General features: G+C 31.9%; 18 protein-coding genes and 2 tRNA genes. 5 read left to right on the top strand and 15 right to left on the bottom strand.

What is annotated here, in order from left to right; all coding sequences use genetic code 11:
- Positions 1–111 precede the first annotated feature (111 nt).
- The 7 genes from D6T69_RS06625 to D6T69_RS06595 all read right to left on the bottom strand — a co-directional run bounded on the left by D6T69_RS06625 (position 112) and on the right by D6T69_RS06595 (position 7,219).
- A complete protein-coding gene (locus D6T69_RS06625; RefSeq protein ID WP_125066997.1) occupies positions 112–1,560 on the bottom strand; it encodes a DUF389 domain-containing protein in 1,449 nt (482 codons plus the stop codon).
- Positions 1,561–1,678: 118 nt separating this feature from the next.
- The gene (locus D6T69_RS06620; RefSeq protein ID WP_125066996.1) at positions 1,679–2,794 is read right to left on the bottom strand and encodes a C1 family peptidase; all 1,116 of its coding nucleotides are present in this window, start codon (positions 2,792–2,794) and stop codon (positions 1,679–1,681) included.
- Positions 2,795–2,864: 70 nt separating this feature from the next.
- On the bottom strand, positions 2,865–5,264 hold the full coding sequence (locus D6T69_RS06615; protein WP_125066995.1) for a TonB-dependent receptor: 2,400 nt from the start codon (positions 5,262–5,264) through the stop codon (positions 2,865–2,867).
- A 114-nt stretch (positions 5,265–5,378) separates the two neighbouring features.
- Positions 5,379–5,461 (bottom strand) — tRNA-Tyr (locus D6T69_RS06610).
- A gap of 47 nt (positions 5,462–5,508) precedes the next feature.
- Positions 5,509–5,581, bottom strand: a tRNA-Lys gene (locus D6T69_RS06605).
- A 133-nt stretch (positions 5,582–5,714) separates the two neighbouring features.
- Positions 5,715–6,479 carry an ABC transporter ATP-binding protein gene (locus D6T69_RS06600; RefSeq protein WP_099214108.1) on the bottom strand — a complete coding sequence of 255 codons (765 nt, stop codon included), beginning with the start codon at positions 6,477–6,479 and terminating at the stop codon, positions 5,715–5,717.
- Positions 6,479–7,219, bottom strand: a complete 741-nt coding sequence (locus tag D6T69_RS06595; RefSeq protein WP_125066994.1) for an MlaE family ABC transporter permease — start codon at positions 7,217–7,219, stop codon at positions 6,479–6,481. Before D6T69_RS06595 ends, D6T69_RS06600 begins: the two co-directional genes overlap by 1 nt.
- 118 nt (positions 7,220–7,337) lie before the next feature.
- Between D6T69_RS06595 and pafA the strand changes: the two genes are divergently transcribed.
- Positions 7,338–8,975: an alkaline phosphatase PafA gene (pafA, locus tag D6T69_RS06590; protein ID WP_125066993.1), complete on the top strand. Its 1,638-nt coding sequence runs from the start codon at positions 7,338–7,340 to the stop codon at positions 8,973–8,975.
- A gap of 91 nt (positions 8,976–9,066) precedes the next feature.
- Here the strand turns inward: pafA and D6T69_RS06585 are convergent, their stop codons facing one another.
- The 8 genes from D6T69_RS06585 to D6T69_RS06550 form a co-directional block, all read right to left on the bottom strand.
- Positions 9,067–9,222, bottom strand: coding sequence for a YqaE/Pmp3 family membrane protein (locus tag D6T69_RS06585; protein ID WP_073184478.1), 156 nt, complete (start codon positions 9,220–9,222; stop codon positions 9,067–9,069).
- Between the two features lie 138 nt (positions 9,223–9,360).
- A complete protein-coding gene (locus D6T69_RS06580; RefSeq protein WP_125066992.1) occupies positions 9,361–9,996 on the bottom strand; it encodes a hypothetical protein in 636 nt (211 codons plus the stop codon).
- Between the two features lie 61 nt (positions 9,997–10,057).
- On the bottom strand, positions 10,058–10,276 hold the full coding sequence (locus tag D6T69_RS06575; protein WP_125066991.1) for a hypothetical protein: 219 nt from the start codon (positions 10,274–10,276) through the stop codon (positions 10,058–10,060).
- Positions 10,277–10,426: 150 nt separating this feature from the next.
- On the bottom strand, positions 10,427–10,978 hold the full coding sequence (locus tag D6T69_RS06570) for a hypothetical protein (RefSeq protein ID WP_125066990.1): 552 nt from the start codon (positions 10,976–10,978) through the stop codon (positions 10,427–10,429).
- Positions 10,979–11,061: 83 nt separating this feature from the next.
- Entirely contained in the window at positions 11,062–13,560 is a 2,499-nt protein-coding gene (locus D6T69_RS06565; protein ID WP_125066989.1) for a M14 family metallopeptidase, read from the bottom strand.
- A 115-nt stretch (positions 13,561–13,675) separates the two neighbouring features.
- The gene (locus D6T69_RS06560) at positions 13,676–14,296 is read right to left on the bottom strand and encodes a thioredoxin family protein (RefSeq protein WP_125066988.1); all 621 of its coding nucleotides are present in this window, start codon (positions 14,294–14,296) and stop codon (positions 13,676–13,678) included.
- A gap of 6 nt (positions 14,297–14,302) precedes the next feature.
- Positions 14,303–14,815: a TlpA disulfide reductase family protein gene (locus D6T69_RS06555; protein ID WP_125066987.1), complete on the bottom strand. Its 513-nt coding sequence runs from the start codon at positions 14,813–14,815 to the stop codon at positions 14,303–14,305.
- A gap of 129 nt (positions 14,816–14,944) precedes the next feature.
- Positions 14,945–15,733 carry a S1/P1 nuclease gene (locus D6T69_RS06550; protein ID WP_125066986.1) on the bottom strand — a complete coding sequence of 263 codons (789 nt, stop codon included), beginning with the start codon at positions 15,731–15,733 and terminating at the stop codon, positions 14,945–14,947.
- Positions 15,734–15,855: 122 nt separating this feature from the next.
- Between D6T69_RS06550 and D6T69_RS06545 the strand changes: the two genes are divergently transcribed.
- The 4 genes from D6T69_RS06545 to D6T69_RS06530 all read left to right on the top strand — a co-directional run bounded on the left by D6T69_RS06545 (position 15,856) and on the right by D6T69_RS06530 (position 22,299).
- Entirely contained in the window at positions 15,856–16,716 is an 861-nt protein-coding gene (locus D6T69_RS06545) for an SPFH domain-containing protein (RefSeq protein ID WP_125066985.1), read from the top strand.
- A 161-nt stretch (positions 16,717–16,877) separates the two neighbouring features.
- On the top strand, positions 16,878–17,045 hold the full coding sequence (locus D6T69_RS06540) for an Arc family DNA-binding protein (protein WP_073184483.1): 168 nt from the start codon (positions 16,878–16,880) through the stop codon (positions 17,043–17,045).
- A gap of 96 nt (positions 17,046–17,141) precedes the next feature.
- Positions 17,142–20,336: a WD40/YVTN/BNR-like repeat-containing protein gene (locus tag D6T69_RS06535; protein ID WP_125066984.1), complete on the top strand. Its 3,195-nt coding sequence runs from the start codon at positions 17,142–17,144 to the stop codon at positions 20,334–20,336.
- A gap of 43 nt (positions 20,337–20,379) precedes the next feature.
- A complete protein-coding gene (locus D6T69_RS06530; RefSeq protein WP_125066983.1) occupies positions 20,380–22,299 on the top strand; it encodes a S9 family peptidase in 1,920 nt (639 codons plus the stop codon).
- Positions 22,300–22,342: the final 43 nt, after the last annotated feature.

Below are 22,342 nucleotides of genomic sequence, written 5' to 3'. Positions count from 1 at the left end.
ATAGGTAATTGGAGTAATCTCTTATTTACTATGAATACTCTAACAAGTAATCAAAAAATTAAACCGAGCTGTACAGCTCGGTTTTTTATTTTAAGTTTTTATTTTAAGTTTTTATTTTCTTCTTAGTTGAACTTTATCAATCTTCAACTCTTTTTGTATCCAACTTCTTAATTCATTTTCATTTTTTACTATGACAGAGTCTTTTAATTTTGCATTCCATTTTACAGAAACTACAGTAGTTGTGTCTACTTTTATAAAATCACTAGATGATAATACCTTCGCTAAACTCATTTCTTTAATATCATTAAATCGGATTTTAGCTTCTGTACTAATTTTACTAAAAGGAATTGAGTTTTTATCTCTATATAAAGCATCTTGTTCAATGGTTTGATTTAAGTTAGAGATGGTTCTTTTCAAATCATCAATCTCCATATGTAAGCCTTTGATAACATTATCCTTTTGATCTAACTCTTTTACAGCTCTATCATAAGCATCCACTACTCTATCAACACTTTTGGCTTTATTTTCATTAATAACTAAAGAATAAGAATCTATTTTAGGGAAGGTTTTTAATTCATTTCTTAAAAAAGATTCTGTTGCATCACTTACATCACCATTAAAAAATAATTTTATCGTTTTTTCTTTAACCTCTAGTTTTTCACGCTGTAACCATAAGTTAGGATTATCATATACTTTCGCTTTTAAAAACCTTTTATAACTTGCATCTATTACACTTTCATTATACACTCCTACAAAGGTAAATACGGCTGGAACCATTACTAAAAAGGCTATAAAAGATGCTATTTGTGCTATTCTTTTACGTTTAGCTGAGTTTACATAACGAATCATAGTAAACCCTAACAGTTTCAACACTAAGAAAGTTGCTAAAGCAATAAAAATGGTGTTGATTGTAAACAAATACATCGCACCAAGAAAGTAGTCAAAATTACCTATTGCTAAACCATACCCTGCTGTACACAATGGCGGCATTAAGGCTGTAGCAATTGCTACACCAAATATTACAGAAGCAATTGTTCCTTTTTTAGTTCGTGCGATAATTAATGCTAAACCACCAAAAAAGGCTATTAATACATCTCGAATATCTGGTCTTACCCTACCTAATAACTCCGAAGTTTCTTCACGAAGTGGAAATATAAAGAAAAACAAAAATGCTGTTAATAAACTTAACACAATCATTGTGGCTAGGTTTGTTAACGATTTGCGTAATGTATCAATATCGTTAATAGCAATTGACATTCCTACTCCTAAAATAGGCCCCATTAGTGGAGATATTAACATGGCTCCAATTACTACTGCTGTTGAGTTTGCATTTAAACCAATAGATGCCACAAAAATAGAACAGATTAAAATCCAAGCTGTCGCTCCTTTAAAAGAAATATCGCTTTTTATAGCTTCTATTGTCGCCTCTTGGTCTGTATCATCTCTAAAATCAAGAAGTTCTAAAATAAACTTCTTTATCTTTTCCCATAAACCTTTTGCATCCTTCTGTATCTCCTGCTTTGACTGCTCTGCAGCTTCTTCTTGTTTATTTTCTTCCATAAATTTTGATTTTTGTTAACTTTGGAAAGATACGAAATTCCCAAATTAGAAAAGATATAAAAAACGCTTGAAGATTCTAAGTCTCCAAGCGTTTTGCATACCCTTAAAGAGTTTATTCTTATTTAATATTTAATTTGTTTTTCAACTTTGGTGCAATTGCATCTTTATGTAATAAAACTGATATTGTTTTTAATTTAAAGTAAGGAACTGACATATATACATAACCTTGATTCCCTTGATTTTTACCCCAAGAATTCTTTACTTTAAAGTAAGTATTTCCTTTTTGATCTTTTACCAAACCTACGATATGCATTAAGTGATCGTCTGTTGTATTAAAGTTTTCAAATTCTGTTTGACGTAAACTTGGTGTAATAGTCCTTTCTTCAACTATTTCTGTTAATGCTTTTTCATTTTCTGTGCTACTTGCAGGAATTACTGCTACTCCGTTTTTTGATGAAAATGTTTTTTCTGAAACATCACAATCTAACTCTACGGTGTATCCTTTTTTAATTGCGTCTTCTGTTACTGCAACTAATTCATCTAAAGAAACATTATAAAATGCTCCGTTTGAAAAATTATCTGGAATATTTAAGATGAATTGATCATATTTTTTTGCATGCTCAAAAGAACTAATCGTTACATAATTTGTAGGATCTATCTTTACATACTCTGCAAAAGACTTAGGAGTATATTTTTTTCCTTCAAAAGTAAACTCCTTTTTATTTTTTCCTAAGTATACATCCAAAACACTTTCTACTGATTGCTTCCATTTTGGACTTAATTCTCCTGCTGGATTTTTGATATAAGCATCCAACATTGATTTTAACACCGCAATCATTTCAGCGTGATTGTGTCTGTCTTGTCCAAGATCTAAACCTGTAAAAACCTGTTCAGGAACTAACCCGTATTTTTCTACAGAATTAATAACATCATGTGCTAAACCTCCTTCACTAAATTGTGCTTTTCCTTGACGGTATAAGTAATTATTTGCTTTATCTGAATAGGTGTTACGAACCGTATACATTTCAGATAAATCAATGTTTTTACCTGTTAATCTAATAATTTCCGATTCTAAAAAAGAGGTTGTAGAAAAACTCCAACACGTTCCTGTTCTTCCTTGACTTTTAACTTCAGTATCTTCAATATCTTTTACTGTTGAGAATTGATATTTTTGCGCTGAAGTTGAAGTTATACTTAAAAAAGTGAATGCTGCTCCTAATAGAATTTTTTTCATATTTAAAAATCTTATGATAATTTAAGCAAGCAATTTACTCTTTTTAAAAGAGTATTAAACTTCAAAAGTGTTAAAAATCTATTATAACACCTATACGAGGTAAAGCTCTTCCTGTTGTACTTTCTATTTCTTCTAATAAATATCTTGAACTATCGTTAGGATCGGTCACTCTTCCATTTCCATCTTCAATAGGTAATAAAAATGGTTGCTGTTTAGAGCTACTAGCATATATATTTTGAACATCTAAATATAAGTTTATGGCCGCTTTCTTTAAGAACCATGTTTTATCTACACGTATATCTAGTTGTGTATACGTATCTAATCTTTCTGTGTTTAGTTTGGTATAATCTAAAATTCCGCCGTTTTGCACATCATAATTATCTTTTAAAGAAGAAGCGTCTAAATCGTATGGCGTATAAGGTTTACCACCAACTAATCGAAATTTCGTTCCTATTTCCCAGTTTCTGTTTAGTTTTTTTCCTGCTGTAATTGTTAGCAAGTGTTTATTATCCCAAGTTGAGGGAATATAGGCTCTTTGCGCATCTTTAAATTCACTTCTCACAAAAGTATACGACGCTATTCCATACAGTCCACTATATGATTTCTTTTGTGCCAATAACTCAAAACCATACGCTCTACCTTCAGAGGTTGAACTTACTGCTTCGTTTCCTATTATACCAAAATCAGCACCTAGGTTTGCTAGACTTATCTGATTTCTTATTGAAAATGGATAATTTTTATATCCTTTGTAAAACCCTTCAAAGGTTATTTTTGAGCTTGTATCAGGCTTATAACTCAATCCGCTTACAAAATGATCTGATTGTATATACTTCAATCCATTTTTGTTCTCAAATTCGCCTACATCATTTTTATATCCTAATACTGTATAAGATGGCAATTGATAGTAACGCCCAACTGAAGAACTCACCATCCATTTTTCAGACAAATCATAACTTAACGACAACCGTGGTGAAAACTGATTGAATGGATTTTTCATTTCTGAATTGTAGTCTATTCCATCCATTCTAAACCCAAAAGAAACTCCTAATTTTTCATCTAAATATCTTTTTGATACTTGTCCGAAAGCCCCGTATTTAACAAAATCTATGGCTGAATTAAAATCGTAAATGATAACTCCATCTGAATTAGCATTTTTCTGATAATTACTATTTGTATACCTCGCTGTTTCTAGGTTAAAACCTAAGTTAAAATCAATTTTGTTGGCAGTTTCAAAACTGTTTTCGTATCGCAATTTATTCTCTATCTCTTTAGATGAATAATCTAACAATAAGTTTGCTGGTATTTCTTCATTTAAAAAATATTTCACCGCCTTGTTTTTCCACTCATTCCTACTTAACACAACCAAGTGTGTTGAGTTTGGTGCAAAGTACTTATAACTTGCTCCTACTGTATAATTCGATTGGCTGTTTACGGGAACAGCATTTAAAATAACTTTATTTCTCTTTATCGTTTCTAAATCTGTTTCACCATCATTTACCTCTTTATTAATTTCAAAATCATCAATAGCACCCAAAGCAACTATTGATAATTCACTGTTTTTTGATAATTGTGATTTAACATTCACTTGAAAATCGCTGTATGTAGGTAAAAAAGGAAGTTTTGTCAACTTAAATAAAAACTGTAAATACGATTGTCGTGCAGAAAACATAAAGGTTGTGTTCTTTCCTAATGGACCATCTAAGGTAATTCCTGCGTCTGAAGTTCCAATAGTTGCTCTCGTATTTAACGAAGTCGGATTACCTCTTTTTTGTGTAAACTCTATAACAGAACTTAAAGAGTTACCCCTATTAGCAGGAAAAGCACTTGAATAAAAATCTACCTTACGAATTAAATCTGCATTCATAATTCCAACCGGTCCACCAGTTGCTCCTTGTGTTTGAAAATGATTTATTACAGGAACTTCAATTCCATCTAAATAAAACTTATTTTCAGAAGTTGCTCCTCCTCTAATAATAATATCATTTCTAAATCCAGGATTAGAGGCTACACCAGGAAAAGACTGAATTACTTTTAACACATCTCTATTACCTCCTGGGTTCTTTTCTATTTCTGCTATACCCAAACTTTGAAGCGATAAAGGGCTATCTACAGACTCTTTAAATAGTGGTGCTTGTATTTGAACTTCTTTTAACTGTGTTGCATCTTCAATTAACTCTAAGGTTATATATGGCGAATTATCTTTAGTAACTAAATACTCGTCAGAAATTAACGTCTTATAGCCTACAAACGATGCTTGTATTTTATTATATCCTAAAGGAACATTACTCAAGACAAACTCTCCTTTTTCATTTGAAACTGCCCCTATTCCTGTTCCATAGACTAAAACATTAACGAAAGGAAGTACTTCTCTTGTTTTAGAATCAATAACCCTCCCTGAAATTCCTCCCTCATTTTGGGACATTCCAGTAAACGACTGAAGTAAAACCAAGAGTATCAACACTTTTCTCATATCATATTATTTAAGACCTAACAAAAATACATATTTTGTTTAACAAAAAATACAAAATATTAAACAATATAATTATACAAACAAAAAAACTCAATCGATATGATTGAGTTTTCGTGGGGAGAGCAGGATTCGAACCTGCGAAGTCGTAAGACAACGGAGTTACAGTCCGTCCCATTTGGCCGCTCTGGAATCTCCCCAAAGCTTTTAAAAAAAGCTTCTCAGTAAAATCGAGAAGCTTTACTAGTGACCGGGCTGGGGCTCGAACCCAGGACCCTCTCCTTAAAAGGGAGATGCTCTACCAACTGAGCTACCCGGTCATTTTTTGCTTTTGCTTTTCTGCGTTTGCGGGTGCAAATATAGAAGCTTTTATTGTTCCCACAAACATTTTTTAGAAGTTTTTTTGAAAAATTTTTAATGTTTTTTGTTACCTATTAATTAACAGAAAGTTACCTAAAGATCATTTAAGTATGCTTTTCTAACTTTTTTAAATAAATTAGATGAATACACAAAATCTACCACTGCTTCATTATCTGTTTTGAAGATTTCTTTATGTGATCCTTCCCATGCTTTGACTCCATTTTTTAGAAAAACTATCTTATCTCCTATTTCCATCACCGAATTCATATCGTGTGTATTTATTACTGTAGTAATTTTATACTCATCGGTAATTTCTTGAATTAAGTTATCTATAACGATAGATGTTTGCGGATCTAAACCTGAATTAGGTTCATCACAAAACAAGTATTTAGGATTCATGACAATTGCACGAGCAATTGCTACACGTTTTTGCATTCCTCCTGATAATTCAGCTGGAAACTTTTTATTCGAATTTTCTAAGTTTACACGCTTCAATACAAAATTCACCCTATCCAACATTTCGCTTTCAGGCTGTTTGGTAAACATTTTTAAAGGAAACATTACGTTTTCTTCTACTGTTTGGGAATCAAACAAAGCACTTCCCTGAAATACCATTCCTAATTCTTGACGAAATTGACGTTTATCTTCTATTGTCATGTCAATATTTGCTAACCCATCGTAAACAATTGTTCCTTCTTCAGGTGTATGCAGACCAATTAATGACTTTAAAAATACTGTTTTACCAGAACCACTCTGACCAATTATCAAACTTGTTTCTCCTGGCTTAAATGAGGTTGTTATTCCTTTTAAAATCTCAACACCATTAAATCCTTTATGTAAATTATTTACTTTTATCATTAGGTTAATAACATTTGGGTTAAGAAATAGTTCGCTATTACAATAAGCACTGTAGTCCAAACTACAGACTGTGTACTTGCTTTACCAACTTCTAGTGAACCTCCTTTTACATAGTATCCATGGTACGAAGGTACTGTAGCTATTAAAAAGGCAAAAACTACTGTTTTAATTAATGCATAGGTTATAAGAAAAGGGTCAAAATCCATTTGAACTCCTGCAATGTAATCTGCTCCAGAAAACAGCCCTGATAAAACTCCAGCTACCCATCCTCCAAAAATTCCTAAAAACATTCCTAGAATTATTAAAAACGGATAAAAGAAAACTGTGGCTATTATTTTAGGAAGCACTAAATAATTAAGTGAGTTAATTCCCATCACCTCAAGTGCATCAATTTGCTCTGTAACACGCATAGTTCCTATACTAGAAGTTATATACGATCCTACTTTACCTGCTAAAATAATAGAACAAAACGTAGGTGCAAACTCTAAAATTACTGATCGTTTTGCTGCAAAACCAATCAACGATTTTGGTATAAACGGACTTTCTAAGTTTAACGCAGTTTGTAAGGCAATTACTCCTCCAATAAAAAATGAGATGAAAGCTATAATCCCTATCGACTTATGCCCTAACTCATCTACTTCTCTAAACAAAGCTTCACGAAATACTCTTGCCCTCTGAGGTTTTGAAAAAACCTGTTTTAGCATTGAAAAGTATTTACCTATATGCTCAATGTAATTCATTAAATGAAATATATTTTCTTTTTTGCTAAAGTATTAAAAAACCATTAACTCATCGCCTTATTTACAAGTTTTAGCTTGCTTTTTGTGTACCTTTGAGTTTTAATTTTCAAAAAACAAAATGAGAAAAATAGCTTTTTTAGCAGCTATAATATGTTTAACAAGCTGCTCTGTTAACAAAAAAACAAATACTCAAAAACCAAAACTTGTAGTTGGTGTTGTTATTGACCAAATGCGTTACGATTACCTTACTCGTTTTGCTGATAGATATGGAAATGACGGTTTTAAACGTTTGCTTAGAGAGGGGTACTCTTTAGAAAACGCACACTACAATTACATTCCTACCTACACAGCTGTAGGACATACTTCTATATATACAGGGACAACTCCTACTAACCACGGTATTATTAGCAATCATTGGTACGATAAGTATTTAAAGAAAACCATTTATTGTGTTGATGACAATAACTACAACACAGTTGGTAACGATGGTGAAGGAGGTAAAAAATCTCCTTACAGAATGTTTACTACAACTATGACTGATCAATTAAAATTAGCTCAAAACATGAATGGTAAAACTATTGGTGTTGCTATAAAAGATCGTTCTGCTATTTTACCAGCAGGACACACAGCTAATGCTGCTTATTGGTTTGATGGTGGTGATAAAGGACAGTGGATTTCTTCTTCTTTTTACCTAAATGAATTACCTAATTGGGTACAAGAATTTAATGCTTCTGGAAAAGCAGACGAATACTTAAGTAAGCCTTGGGAAACTTTATATGATATTACTACCTACAAACAAAGTATAGAAGATAATAATAATTTTGAAGCTACTTTTAAAAGGGAAGAAAAGCCAGTTTTTCCACACGACATTCCATCTTTAAGAAAGAGTAACAACAACTATAGCATTATAAAAGGTATTCCTGCTGGTAACTCTATCACAACCGATTTTGCTAAAGCAGCTATTGTTGGTGAAAACTTAGGAAAATCAGCATATACTGACTTTTTAGCGGTTAGCTATTCTTCTACCGATTATGTTGGACATCAATTTGGAGTTGCTTCTAAAGAAATTGAAGACACTTATTTACGTTTAGATCAAGATTTAGCAGAATTATTTAAGTTTTTAGATACACAAGTTGGAAAAGGGAATTATACCTTATTCTTAACTGCAGATCATGCTGCTGTACAAGTTCCTTCATACTTAGAGTCTTTAAAAATACCTGCTGGTTATGTAAAGCCTGTTGCTTTTAAAAACTTTTTAAATGAGATTACCTTAAAGCATTTTAAATCTGACGAAATCATTGAAAACGTTTCTAACTTCCAAGTTTTCTTAAATAAAGATAAGATTAGAGAGTTAAACCTTAACTATGAAAATGTGGCACAAACCATAGCGGATGAAGCCATTAATCATAAAAAGATTTATAAATCGGTAACTGCGAGAACCATGCAGACCACTACGTTTACAAACGGAGTTTTACATGTATTACAAAATGGTTACAATCAAAAGCTTTCTGGTGATGTAATTTTAGTTCCTAATCCATCAACTATTGCAAGTAGCTCTAGAAAAGGAACAACTCACGGTTCTGGATACTCATACGACACACACATTCCTATGATTTTCTATGGAAATGGAATTAAGCAAGGTGTTTCTAAAAAGAAATATGAAATTGTAGATATAGCTCCTACCATTTCTAATTTATTACAGATAGAATTCCCTAATGGATGTTCTGGAGAGATTATTGAAGAAGTTCTTGAATAGAAAAACTTAGAAGATAAAAATAGAAAACGCCATTTTGATAAACTCAAAATGGCGTTTTTAATTAATTCATATTCTCAAATCAACATATCGTTTAATTTGGGTTGTTTAATATAATTAGTGCAGCAATTACTCCTGGAACCCATCCGCAAAGTGTTAGTAAAAACACTATAATAATAGACCCACAGCCTTTACCTATAACTGCTAACGGTGGAAAAAATATTGCTAATAAAACTCTTAATAAACTCATAGTACTTTTTTAGTTAGTATACTTAAAAGACGAGTTAATTAAAATTTTGTTACACTTATTTTAATATTGAAAACAAGCTCCATCATAACAAGTGAAGTAATTATTCTTTTTGTAATTCCATTTTGACTAAGCTTTAGCTTATTTCTTTGTAAAATTTTTAAAAAAGTTTTTTATTCCTTCTAATTTATTTGGCACATAAATAGTTGTACCATGCTCTTCTTTATCTTTTATTTGAAAATATGCTCCAATAGGTAATAACAATAATCCAGACCACCCTAGTATTGTTATAATATACCCTAAACAAATAATTATTCCTTTCTTAACATTTGGAATACTCCCAAGAATGGTTTCTTTATTTATAGCTAGATATACTAACTTTTCTTTACTATAAATTACTTCTAATGTGTTTATAAAACCTAGTTCACCCTCATTCAAACTAATAGGAAGTGAACTAAAAAAATCTTCTTCATTTTTAATTAATTTTTCTTTTTTTAAAACTGCCAATAAAGGTTTATAGCTCTCATCTGGTATATAATATTGAAAATGAACTATTTTATTATCTGTAACTATATCAAAATTTAACCTATTCCTCATTAATGGATGTATATCCAAGTTATTATATTTTAAATCAATCCTTTTTACTTTATTAAATACTTCAGGTTTTATATTTATCTCTCTACCACCATTTAAAATATCTGGACCTCCTATAAATGCTAATAAAGCAGCAATGCCTACATAGGCTAGCGTATATAAAATAAAATTACTTTTAGACATGTTTACTTTAGTTTTATTAATCCTCTTTTTCTGGAGGAAATGGGTATTCATCTAAAGGTAATCAACTATCCCCTTTCATTGCTAAATACTTTTCTAAACTTCCTAATTGATATGCAAAGTCATAAATAAGTTCAATTGAGATTTCTTTGATATCTATGGTTACAAAAGATGTTCCATCTGCATAGTCAGTATTAATCAATTCAATTTCTGTATTATTATTAAATTTATAAACTAATTGTTCAACTGCTAAAGGTGAATAAACTACTTTTTTTATTTTCATTTTTAATATTTTAGACCATCTATTAATATAATTTTTACATTAGTGAACATTGTACTAAAATCTTGTATCATTCCCTGACAAGACATACAGTAAGGTAGTTCAGAAACTAATTTAACTTCTCCTTGAATATTTGGATAAATTTTCCCTCTTTTAGCTCAAGGATAAAAAAAACTTATATAATTCCTCAATTTTTTTATTTACTTCTGGTTGTTTATATATTTTTAAAGTTGGAATTTTATTAGGTTTTATTCTTTCTGTATAACACTTAAAAGCTTCTTCAACTTCTTTTTTTGAAGGAAAACATACCTTATTTTTATATGAAGAATGATCTATAATCTCTAATTGCTTCTCACAAAAATTTAACAAATCTTCTGTAAGATGCTTTTCTTCCATATTTATTTTATAACTAACTGCCATTATATATGGAATAACCTCTCTTATTTTTGAATATAGATTAATTTCATTGAGTTGATGTTTTACATCAAGACCTTGTTCTCTAGATTTTGCTAATTGAAAGATTCTTTTACTTTGTTTATTTTCTTCTTTGGATGTTTTCCATTCAAAAGCTTTTCTTATTTCTTCAAAAACCTCTATTCTTAACTCTAATTTATCTCTTTCTCTATTATTCAAGCCTTCTCTTTGAATATGGCTTCTTAGATTAGTTAATACCTTATCTATATATAATAATATTTTCTTATCCATATCTTATTCTAATAATTCAATAATTACTTTGGTAAACGAATTCTCTTGAGAATAATCAACATCATAAATCATAAAATCTTCGACTACATCAACTTTCCAAAGAAAATGGCATTCATCAATAGTTTATTGGTTCCAAACCAAAAACCTCTAAAGTTAGTATTATCCGTAAAAACGATTACTCTACCACTCCCTAATCGTTGAACTTTAAACGGAACGGTGTTTTTCAACTCTTTTAAGTTCTCTTTTGAAATATAACCACTCAATAACGGATTCTTGGTGTACTGAATTGGGTTGTTATAACTCTTTGCATCAGGTTGAATAAACTGTTTTGTATTTCTAAATAATGCTATTTTATCATTCTTATATCCAAAATTGATTGGATGTGAACGGTCAATCTTTGCTTCAAAAATTGCTCCTCCAATCACTTGCGCTCCCGATTGTAACGAACGGTTTTCAAATGACACATTCTTTATAGAATCTATTTTAGTTTTATTAAACTTTGCATTAACAAATCCTCTGCTAGATAACCAATTTACTGCATTTCTATATCCAATTAACACTCCTCCATTACGCACCCATACTTTTAATTTCTCTACTAAATTCTTATCAATAGAGCGACTATTTGGAACAATAATCGTTGTATATTTATCAAGATTTACTCTTGTAGCGTACTGTGTATCTAACTTTGTTAGCTTCATATCGTAGCGTTGGTCTAACAAATGCCAAATTTCTCCTGCATCGTAACTTGTTACTCCATTTCCTACCAACATCGCTACTTTTTGCCTTTTTACAGCCTCAAAGTTTCTACTTCCTAAATCAATTCCTTCATTTAACCCTGTAGATGCTCCTTTAATTTCAATATGGTTTTCATTTGCTACTTTTCCCAAGAAATCGAACAACTCATTTCCGTTTAACTCTTGATTTTGAGCTGGAATAAAAATAGTTCCATAGTCATATGAATTGCCGTCGTTTACAAACTTTTTCATCGCTACTTTCGCTCGTAATCCTTTTTCTAAAATCGCATTTAAAGCTTTAGGAGTGTTATATTCATTCCAAGGAAATAAATATCCCACACTACTTTTTTGTTGAATTGTTCCTTGTTTTGGTTGCAATTTAGTAACCTCAACTCCTGCTTTCGACAATGATATATCATCTGCAAAATCAACTCCAAAAGCATAATTAAAAGTCCAAGCAGATACGTCATAAAACAAACTGTCTTTAAATGTAGTTCGTACATCAAACATTGCTTTTACCAATCGATGATTTTTTTGGTTCATAGGCACGACATAGCTATACCCTTTTTTGAAGCGTTTTCCATTCGATGTAAAATCTTCTTTTAACTCATGGAGTTTTATTTGATGACGTTGTAAAACCTCAGCTAAGTGATTTGTTTTAGTTGCGTCTTTTTCATCACCAAATACTATCGCTTTGTTTGTTTCTGAGCTTCTTGAATTTTTATAAAAATCTTGTTGATACTGTAAGATTTTAGTTCGCATGTTTTTAGCAGCCTCTAACGTTGATAACGCTGCTGTAAACTGGTTACGAATTGTAAACGGAAACGTTAATATTCCGTTTTCACTTTCTTGCGCATGCCCACGAGAGCTTCCTTGTTCAAACAAAATTCCGATACCTCCATTAATATCTGGGAAAGTTGATCCTTTTCCGTAGTAAAAATCATCAAAACTCTCCTCTGAATAATACGTTGAACCAATTTTATCAAATGCTTTAGCATGATAGGTAGCTATTTCTTTTGTTAACTCCTGATTCATTTTTGGAGTTAACGGATTGGTTCTACTAGGAATTCCTGGTTGAAAAAAGAAGGTTGAATTCGTTCCCATCTCATGATGATCGGTTAAGATATTAGGTAACCATTTATGGAAAGTTTGAATTCTCGCTCTACTCTCTGGTAACTGCACAGGTAACCAATCACGATTCATATCAAACCAATAGTGATTTGTTCTTCCTCCGGGCCAAATTTCGTGATATTCTCTATCATTCGGATCAGGGTTGATATTATTTGCCTTGTTAGTATTAGTCCAATAAGCAAAACGTTGTAAGCCGTCAGGATTCATTGCTGGATCAAAAAGAATAACTGAATTATTTAGTAGTTCCTCTATTTTTTGTCCTTCTGCTGCTGCTAAATAATAGGCTGCTGCCAACGCTGCATTTGAGCCACTTGCTTCGTTTCCATGAATAGAAAAACCTTGATACACCACAATTGGACTCTTAGAAACATCAACTGAAGCATTGTTCGTTGCTTTTATATGATTTTCTCGTATTGCTTCTAAATTTTGATGATTTTTAGAGGAAGTAATTGTTAGCAACACTAAAGGTCTTCCTTCATAAGTTGTTCCTCTATTTTCAAGCACCACTCTATCAGAAGCTTTGGCTAGTGCCTTCATATACTCTACCAACTTATCATGTGTAACATGCCACTCTCCTACTTCATGTCCTAAAACTGATTTTGGAGTAGGAATGTTTTGGTTATAAGAAACATTTTTTGGTAAATAATAACTCAAATCGACAGTTTGAGCTGTTAATGTAGCACTGATAAATAGTAGTGATAGTAAAAATTTCTTCATTATTTTCTTGGTTTCATTTTACGATTCGTTATAAAATTAGGTAATTAATAGCACTAATAGACAAAATCCCGCATAAACCGCGGGATTTATTAGTTTTAAAATATTTAACTGTTAATTATCTGTTTCTTTTATCTTTAATAGAACAACCTATAGCCCTTGTATCTGTTTTTGTTGGTTTTTCCCCTTTTAACAAAGCATCTACAGCATTTTCAACAAAACGTTCTTTCACATTGCTTTCATCACGAGAACTATCGTCAATAGCGCCAATATATTCTACAATTAATTTATTATTTTCTTTATTTAAAATATATACATGTGGTGTTCTTGTTGCTCCATATTTAGGGTACACCTTCTGTCCTTCATCAAACAAATAAGGAAATGTAAACCCTTTTTCTTTAGCTCGTACTTTCATTGCTTCAAAACTATCTCCTTTCGATACCTCTGGGTCATTCGGATTAATGGCTATTACAGGAAATCCTTTTTGTTTATACTTTTTATCTAAAGCTATTAACCTATCTTCATTAGCTACAGAATACGGACACATATTACATGTAAACACAACAATAAATCCTTTTGCGTCTTTATAATCTGCCAAAGAAACCATTTTATCATCTATATTTTTTAATGTAAAATCAGAAGCTTCATCTCCTACTTTATAACCTCTAGAGTTATCACTAGTAAATGCTGAAACAGATGCCACCACCAATAACATCAATATTATTTTAATTGTCTTCATAATTATTTAGTTTAAAAAGGTTTGTAATTCGTTTTGTAACTCTACATAGCTAAAAGTTCGTTCGTAAAATTTTCTCTTTTGCCTATTGTAAATTAGGGTTGCTGGTATTGAACCTGACCAGCTTTTTGCAATATCTCTAATCCAAAACTGCTCATTTGAATCTTCAAAATGTAGTATTTTAGATTGTAGTTTTTTCTTTTTGATAAATGGTATCAAATTCGTTTCTATTTGCTTAGAAAAATCTAAACTTACCAAAACAACTTCAACATTTTTATCTTTATATTTCTTATGAAGTTTTTCAAAAGCAGGTAACTCTTTTACACAAGGCATACACCATGTAGCCCAAAAATTAACTACATACGTTTTATCATTGCTTTTATGTAAAAATGGTTTTAACTCTTCGTAATTTAACGTAGTAATTTTAACTTTTTTAGATGTGCCCTTTACCTGAGCTTTGGCTGTTGTTCCACTAAAAAAAGCGGTTATTATGAGTATGAGTAAGAATTTACTTCTATGCATTTTAAAACGATTTCTCTCAAAATTAACTGTTTATCGTATTAAAAAGATAGAATTAACTAAATATTAACAAGAAAAGAGCTCGGAAAATATATTTCCGAGCTCTTTATTTTATCACTGTATTTTGTTGTACTAACAAAAAATTTCATTCAGTAATTTAGCTAAACGTAAACCTCCTTTTTGTAACTGTTCTCTCACTACAGGAAAGTATACATACGAATAACGGTAACGTAAGTTCTCTCCTACTTCAGCAGATTTGTATACTTCTTTAGTAATCTTATGTGTATCATGTAGCCAATCTACAACAGTTCCTTTTTGAATTACTTTGATTTGTTCTTTAGATAAATCTCTTGCATTATCAGCTAATTCAACATAACTCATGTCCCATTTATTAATTAAATCTTCATCCCAAACTCTGTGTAAATTAGAGCCTTTTCCATGCCACTGAACCTGAATTTTATTACCTCCTAAATCTTCTTTTTGCCCAACATGCATCGGTTGATGTAAATCTCCCACTAAATGGACTAACATTTTTAAGTAAAAACGTTTGTCTTCAATTGAACTATTTTCATCCTTTAACACTTTTACACATTGCTCTATACCAGTAATCATATCTCCTTTCGGATTTTTTTCGGTATCTTCATAACGAGCGTCTAATGGCATATTTACATAATGCCAAGTATAAAACTTTCCATATTTCTTTCTATCAGATTTTATTTCATCTGCATAAGTAGATACAAATGCTAAGCTCTCACCTTGTAGTAATTTTTCAATTTTCTTTCTAGCTTTCTTAGTCAAATGTTTTTCTGCAATTTTTCCAGTAGCTCTGTGACCTGTTGGTCCCCAAACATCTTCGTTATTAGCAATTGATGAAATACTCACTAACAATGCAACTAATACTATTAAAAATTTTGTCTTCATGAATGGTTTAAATTATAATCGGAAGCTAAATTATAAAATATAATCATCAAAAATTTGGATTTAACAAAATTTAATCTATATCTTTATAATATCATTTTAATATCATTTTAATTAAAACAAACATGAAAGCAGAAAAAATTATCAAACCAGCAAATGGGTACCTAATGTTTTTTATTGTACTTATTCTTTTTATTGGCGGAATCGCATTAGCCGTTAAAACCGAAAATCCAATATTTATATTAATGTCTGTAATAGCATTTATTTTAGCATTGGGCTTTATTTTAGTAAATCCTAATTCTTCAAAAGTTCTATTATTCTTCGGTAAATATGTAGGTACTGTGAAGCAAAATGGTTTATACTGGGCTAATCCATTATATAAAAAGAAAACCGTTTCGTTAAGAGCTAGTAATTTTGATAGTGAGCGTTTAAAGGTCAATGATAAACTAGGAAACCCGGTGATGATAAGTACTATTTTAGTTTGGAGAGTTACCGAAACCTATAAGGCTGCTTTTGATGTTGATAATTATGAGAATTTTGTTCGTGTACAAACAGATGCTGCTGTACGAAAACTAGCTAGTATGTACCCATACGACAATTTCGCAGATGAGGGACACGAAGAAGATATTACACTACGATCTAGTGTAAACGAAGTCAGTGAAGCTTTGGAAAAAGAATTAGAAGAACGATTAGCTATTGCAGGTATTGAAGTTTTAGAAGCACGAATTGGTTATTTAGCCTATGCACAAGAAATTGCAAGCGCTATGTTAAAACGTCAACAAGCTACAGCCATCGTTGCTGCTCGTCATAAAATTGTACAAGGTGCTGTTGATATGGTTGACATGGCTTTAGAAGAACTAAACAAAAAAGAAATTGTGGAGTTAGACGAAGAACGTAAAGCTGCGATGGTTAGTAACTTATTAGTTATTTTATGTGGAGATAAAGAAGCTTCTCCAGTAGTAAATACAGGAACTTTAAATCATTAAATTATCAACACAAAATCAATTAACGTGACACAAATAATAACCACCATTATAGTATATATCTTAATTTTTATGATCTCTTTACTATAAACTAAAAGAATTTTGAAATTGTATTTTTGTAACCATTTTTTGCGTTTCAAAAAAACACTATTATAAAACACAACATGGCAAAAAAGAAAGCTTTTGCACTCCGCATTAATGAAGAAATGTTAAAAGCCATTGAAAAATGGGCTTCCGATGAGTTTCGATCTACCAATGGACAGATTGAATGGATGCTTATGCAAGCACTTAAAGAAGCCAAAAGAGAACCTAAAAAGAAAGAAGAAGAATAACAAATCTTAAGAACTTGTTAAAAAAAACGTCCAATTTTATTGGACGTTTTCTATTTTGTACATTGTACAAACTTAAATTACAAGCAACTAACTCTTATGAAAAACCTTTTTTATCTACTATTTATAACCTTCTCTTGCGCTACTTTTTCTCAAGAATTCTCAATGGATTTAGTCAAAAACATGAAACCGAGAAACATTGGTCCGGGTGGAATGAGTGGACGTGTCACAGCCATTGATGTTGTTGAATCCAATCCTGATATTATGTTCGTTGGTACAGCTTCAGGAGGAATTTGGAAGTCTACTTCAGGAGGAATTAAATGGGAGCCTATTTTTGATAAAGAAGTAACAGCCTCTATTGGCGCTTTAGCTATACAACAATCCAATCCTAGTGTAATTTGGGCAGGAACTGGTGAAGGAAATCCTCGTAATAGTTTAAATGGTGGTTATGGAATTTTTAAATCTCTTGATGGTGGTAAGTCATGGAAGTCCATGGGATTAGAAAAAACACGTCACATACACCGTGTGGTTATACACCCAAACAATCCAGATATTGTTTACGTAGGCGCTATTGGATCACCTTGGGGTGAACATAAAGAACGTGGTGTATACAAAACTACCGACGGCGGTAAAACTTGGAAACAAATTTTATTCAATAATAATAAAACCGGTGCTGCAGATTTAATTATGGATCCATCCAATCCAAACAAGCTAATAGCTGCTATGTGGGAACACAAACGCGATCCTTGGTTTTTTAAATCTGGAGGTGAAGGAAGTGGTTTATATATTACCCATGACGGTGGAGAAAACTGGAAAAAAATTACCGAAAAAGAAGGCTTTCCAAAAGGAGAATTGGGGAGAATTGGAGTAGCAATCGCTCCTTCTAACCCAAACACTGTTTATGCTTTGGTAGAAGCAAAAAAGAATGCCTTATACAAAAGTGAAGATGGTGGTTTTTCTTGGAAAAAAATTAATGATAAAAAAGGCATCGGAAATCGCCCTTTTTACTATTCAGAAATTTATGTAGATCCTCAAAACGAACATAAATTATATACAGTTTTCACCTATGTAAATGTTTCTATTGATGGAGGAAAGAACTTTAAGCAACTCATGCCTGCTTATAGTGTTGATAATGGTATTCACCCAGACCATCACGCTTGGTGGATTCATCCTAAAAACGGAAAATTCATGATTGATGGAAACGATGGTGGAATGAATGTTACCAAAGATGGAGGTAAAACTTGGCGTTTTATTGGAAATTTGCCTGTTGCACAATTTTATCATATTAATGTAGATAATGAGTTTCCTTACAATGTGTATGGCGGTATGCAAGATAATGGCTCTTGGCGCGGACCTGCTTATGTATGGAAAGCACAAGGAATACGAAATTCATATTGGCAAGAGATTAGTTTTGGTGACGGTTTTGATGTTATTCCAGACAAAGACGACTCGCGTTATGGTTGGTCTATGAGTCAACAAGGTTATGTATCTCGCTACGATTACAAAACAGGTAATAATTACACTGTTCGTCCTACACATCCGGATGCTAACGTGAAACTACGCTTCAATTGGAATGCAGCCATTAATATTGATCCTTTTGATAATTCTACACTATATTTTGGAAGCCAGTTTGTACACAAATCAACCGATAAAGGTTTAACGTGGAAAGTAATTTCTCCAGACTTAACTACAAATGATAAAAGCAAACTCAAACAATCAGAAAGTGGTGGGTTAACCATGGACGCTACCGGAGCAGAAAATCACTGTACTATCTTAGTAATTGAACCTTCTCCCCTAGAAAAAGATATGTTATGGGTTGCTACGGATGATGGACAAGTACATATTACTAAAAATGGAGGTACAACTTGGACAAATGTTGCCAGAAACCTGAAAGGTTTACCTAAAAATAGTTGGATTACTCAAATAAAAGCATCTAACAAAAATAAAGGAGAAGCTTTACTAGTTGCCAACGATTATCGTCGTTTTAACTATAAACCTTATGCATACAGAACAAAAGATTACGGAACAACTTGGGAACGTATTGTTGATGAAAGCGATGTAAAAAGCTTTACACAATGTATTATTGAAGACCCAATTGAGCCAAATTTAATGTTCTTAGGAACTGATGACGGTTTATATATTTCTATCAACGCAGGAAAAAAATGGACTAAGTGGACGGAAGGCTTCCCTACTGTTCCTGTAAAAGATTTAGTAATTCACCCAAGAGAACACGATTTAGTTATTGGTACTTTTGGTAGAGCTGCTTGGGTGTTAGATGACATTCGTCCGTTAAGAGCAATAGCTAAAGACAAAAACATTCTTACCAAAAATATTGAATTATTCACTCCGCCAACAGCCTATCAAGCTGCCTATCAGCAACCCACTGGTAGCCGATTTGGTGCTGACGCTATGTTTAATGGAACTAACAGAGGTCGTGGTGCTTTGGTTCAATTTTATGTGAATAAACCAAAATCAACAAAAAAACCTGAAGTAAAAGGCAAAAATTCTATTAAAAAAGAAGACGAGAATACCATAAAATGGGATTCTATCAAATTTGAAGTTTTTGATGGTAACAGACTTATTAGAACCCTTAAAAGAAAAACCCCTGAAGAAAACGGCATTCATAAAGGTGTTTGGTTTATGAGTGAAAAAGGTGTTGCCAGACCTTCTAGAACTATCAGGAAACAAAAAAGAGAACCTAGAGGTGTTCGAGTAAAACCTGGAACCTATAGAATAAAAGCTTCGTTTGGTAACCAAACATCAGAACAAAACATTACTGTAAAGTTTGACCCAAGACTGCATATTTCTCAGAATGCAATAGATCAAAAATATGCAGCAGCCAAAGATCTAGAAGCTCAGCAAAAAATTATAGCCGATGCAGTAAAACAGTTAGTTGAGAGTAAAAATATTGCCAATAGTTTCAACCAAAAACTATCTAAAAAAGACAAAAAGCTTTATAAAGAATCAATTAAAAATTCTAAAGATATTATTAAGAAAATAGATACACTTTTAGCTGTTTATTTAGGAAAGGTAGATAAAAGACAAGGGATTACACGAAATCCAGAAGTAAATATTATGCAACGTTTAGGAACTGCTAGTAGATATGTGAATAGTAGATTTGGCGAACAAACTTCTACAGAAAAACAGTTAATTATTCAATTTAAAGAAGCATTAAAACCTGCTTTAGAAAAAACCAATGCTTTCTTTAATAAAGATTGGAAAGAATATAAGGCAGAAGTTGAGAAAATAGATTTATCTCCTTTTAAAGAAACCAAGCAGTTTAGCTTAGAATAAAAAAACTATTAAAAACCGAAATTAATAACCCAAACACACACTTATGAAAAAACATTTCTTATTACTTGCCATTGCCGTTTCGGTAATTGCTTGTAAAACGGATAAAAAAGAATCTGTTAAAACCAGTACAGCTCCCAAAAAATATACTATTGAGCAAATGATGGATAACGAAAACGTTTTTGGTGGAAGTTTTTCTCCTGATAATTCTAAGTTACTTGTAACTAGTAATCGTTCGGGAATCTATAACATGTACACCGTTTCAACATCTGGAGGAGAATTTGAACCTATTACAAAGTCAGATAGTTCTTCAGTTTTTGCAACATCTTATTTCCCAAAGGATGAAAGAATGTTATTTAGAATGGATAATAATGGGGATGAAATTTATCATATCTTTTTAAGAGAACTTAATGGTGATATTAAAGATTTAACACCAACTAAAGGTGCCAGAGCAGGCTTTTTTGGTTGGGCTAAAGATGAAAAGAGTTTCTTTTTTACTTCAAACGAAAGAGACAATCGTTTTATGGATCTCTATGAAATGGATCTGGAAACGTTTACTCCAAAAATGATTTATGAAAATAAAGAAGGTTATAACGTAGCAGCAATATCAAACAATAAAAACATACTAGCCCTAAGCAAAACGGTTAATACTAACGATAGTGATTTATTTTTGTTTGATAGAACCACCAAAGTAATCACCAAAATTAATCTAACATTGAGCGGTAATTCTGCTGCTGATTTTTCTATCGATGATACAGAGTTCTACTATACAACAGATGCTGAAGGTGAATTTGCTACTTTAATGAAATATACAATTAGTACTAACGAAACAGAAAAAGTACTAGCCAAAGATTGGGATATTTCCGGAAGCTACTTTACAAACAATGGTACCTATAGAGTAACATACATTAATGAAGATGCTAAAAACGTCATTGAAGTTTATGATATCAAAGCTGGTAAAAATATTGAGCTTCCTAATGTTGATGGAAAAAGTATTACTAGCGTTGGTTTTTCTAGAGACGAAAGTATGATGCGTTTTTATGCTGGTGGTTCTAATACTCCTTCAAACTTATATGTGTATGACTTAAAAACAAAAAAACAAACGCAGCTAACCGATGTGTTAAATAAAGAAATTAATCCTGCTGATTTAGTAAAAGCGAAAGTAATTCGTTACCCTTCTTTTGATGGAGTAACTATTCCTGCAATTTACTATGTACCTCATCAAGCTTCAGAAGATACTAAAGTTCCTGCTTTAGTTTGGGTTCATGGAGGTCCTGGAGGACAATCACGTCAAAATTTTAGTTCAAGAATTCAATATTTAGTAAACCACGGATATGCTGTTTTGGCTGTTAATAATCGTGGAAGTAGCGGTTATGGTAAAACCTTTTTTACTATGGATGATTTAAACCATGGAGAAAAAGATTTGCAAGATTGTGTAGAAGGGAAAAATTGGTTAGCAAAACAACCAGAAATTGATGCTGAAAAAATAGGAATTATTGGAGGATCATATGGTGGTTATATGACCATGGCTGCTTTAACATATACTCCTGAGGAGTTTGCTGTTGGTGTAAACATTTACGGAGTTACAAACTGGATGCGTACCTTAAAAAGTATTCCATCTTGGTGGGAATCTTTTAGAGAAGCTTTGTACAAAGAATTAGGAGACCCATATTCTGCCGATTCTGTAAGACTTAAAAGAATTTCTCCTTTATTCCATACAGACAAAGTAACCAAACCATTAATGGTATTACAAGGAGCTAAAGACCCAAGAGTTTTGCAAGTAGAATCTGATGAAATTGTAGCTGGAGTTAAGAAAAATGGAGTTCCTGTAGAATATGTGCTGTTTGATGATGAAGGGCATGGTTTTGTTAAAAAGGAAAATCAAATAGAAGCTAATAGTAGAATCTTACAATTTTTAGACACCTACTTAAAGAAAGAAGAACCTATAAAAAACGACGAATTATAAACAAGTTAGCGCAATTTTAACACCCTAATTTTTCGTAAGAAAA

Origin of the sequence: Tenacibaculum singaporense (assembly GCF_003867015.1) — a bacterium.
Lineage (GTDB): Bacteria > Bacteroidota > Bacteroidia > Flavobacteriales > Flavobacteriaceae > Polaribacter > Polaribacter singaporensis.
This window is presented reverse-complemented; position numbering and strand designations above follow the sequence as displayed.

Bases quoted from the DNA above. Each gene is read 5' to 3' on its own strand.
- D6T69_RS06625 (WP_125066997.1), bottom strand. From the start codon at position 1,560: ATGGAAGAAAATAAACAAGAAGAAGCTGCAGAGCAGTCAAAGCAGGAG.
- D6T69_RS06620 (WP_125066996.1), bottom strand. From the start codon at position 2,794: ATGAAAAAAATTCTATTAGGAGCAGCATTCACTTTTTTAAGTATAACT.
- D6T69_RS06615 (WP_125066995.1), bottom strand. From the start codon at position 5,264: ATGAGAAAAGTGTTGATACTCTTGGTTTTACTTCAGTCGTTTACTGGA.
- D6T69_RS06600 (WP_099214108.1), bottom strand. From the start codon at position 6,479: ATGATAAAAGTAAATAATTTACATAAAGGATTTAATGGTGTTGAGATT.
- D6T69_RS06595 (WP_125066994.1), bottom strand. From the start codon at position 7,219: ATGAATTACATTGAGCATATAGGTAAATACTTTTCAATGCTAAAACAG.
- pafA (WP_125066993.1), top strand. From the start codon at position 7,338: ATGAGAAAAATAGCTTTTTTAGCAGCTATAATATGTTTAACAAGCTGC.
- D6T69_RS06585 (WP_073184478.1), bottom strand. From the start codon at position 9,222: ATGAGTTTATTAAGAGTTTTATTAGCAATATTTTTTCCACCGTTAGCA.
- D6T69_RS06580 (WP_125066992.1), bottom strand. From the start codon at position 9,996: ATGTCTAAAAGTAATTTTATTTTATATACGCTAGCCTATGTAGGCATT.
- D6T69_RS06575 (WP_125066991.1), bottom strand. From the start codon at position 10,276: ATGAAAATAAAAAAAGTAGTTTATTCACCTTTAGCAGTTGAACAATTA.
- D6T69_RS06570 (WP_125066990.1), bottom strand. From the start codon at position 10,978: ATGGATAAGAAAATATTATTATATATAGATAAGGTATTAACTAATCTA.
- D6T69_RS06565 (WP_125066989.1), bottom strand. From the start codon at position 13,560: ATGAAGAAATTTTTACTATCACTACTATTTATCAGTGCTACATTAACA.
- D6T69_RS06560 (WP_125066988.1), bottom strand. From the start codon at position 14,296: ATGAAGACAATTAAAATAATATTGATGTTATTGGTGGTGGCATCTGTT.
- D6T69_RS06555 (WP_125066987.1), bottom strand. From the start codon at position 14,815: ATGCATAGAAGTAAATTCTTACTCATACTCATAATAACCGCTTTTTTT.
- D6T69_RS06550 (WP_125066986.1), bottom strand. From the start codon at position 15,733: ATGAAGACAAAATTTTTAATAGTATTAGTTGCATTGTTAGTGAGTATT.
- D6T69_RS06545 (WP_125066985.1), top strand. From the start codon at position 15,856: ATGAAAGCAGAAAAAATTATCAAACCAGCAAATGGGTACCTAATGTTT.
- D6T69_RS06540 (WP_073184483.1), top strand. From the start codon at position 16,878: ATGGCAAAAAAGAAAGCTTTTGCACTCCGCATTAATGAAGAAATGTTA.
- D6T69_RS06535 (WP_125066984.1), top strand. From the start codon at position 17,142: ATGAAAAACCTTTTTTATCTACTATTTATAACCTTCTCTTGCGCTACT.
- D6T69_RS06530 (WP_125066983.1), top strand. From the start codon at position 20,380: ATGAAAAAACATTTCTTATTACTTGCCATTGCCGTTTCGGTAATTGCT.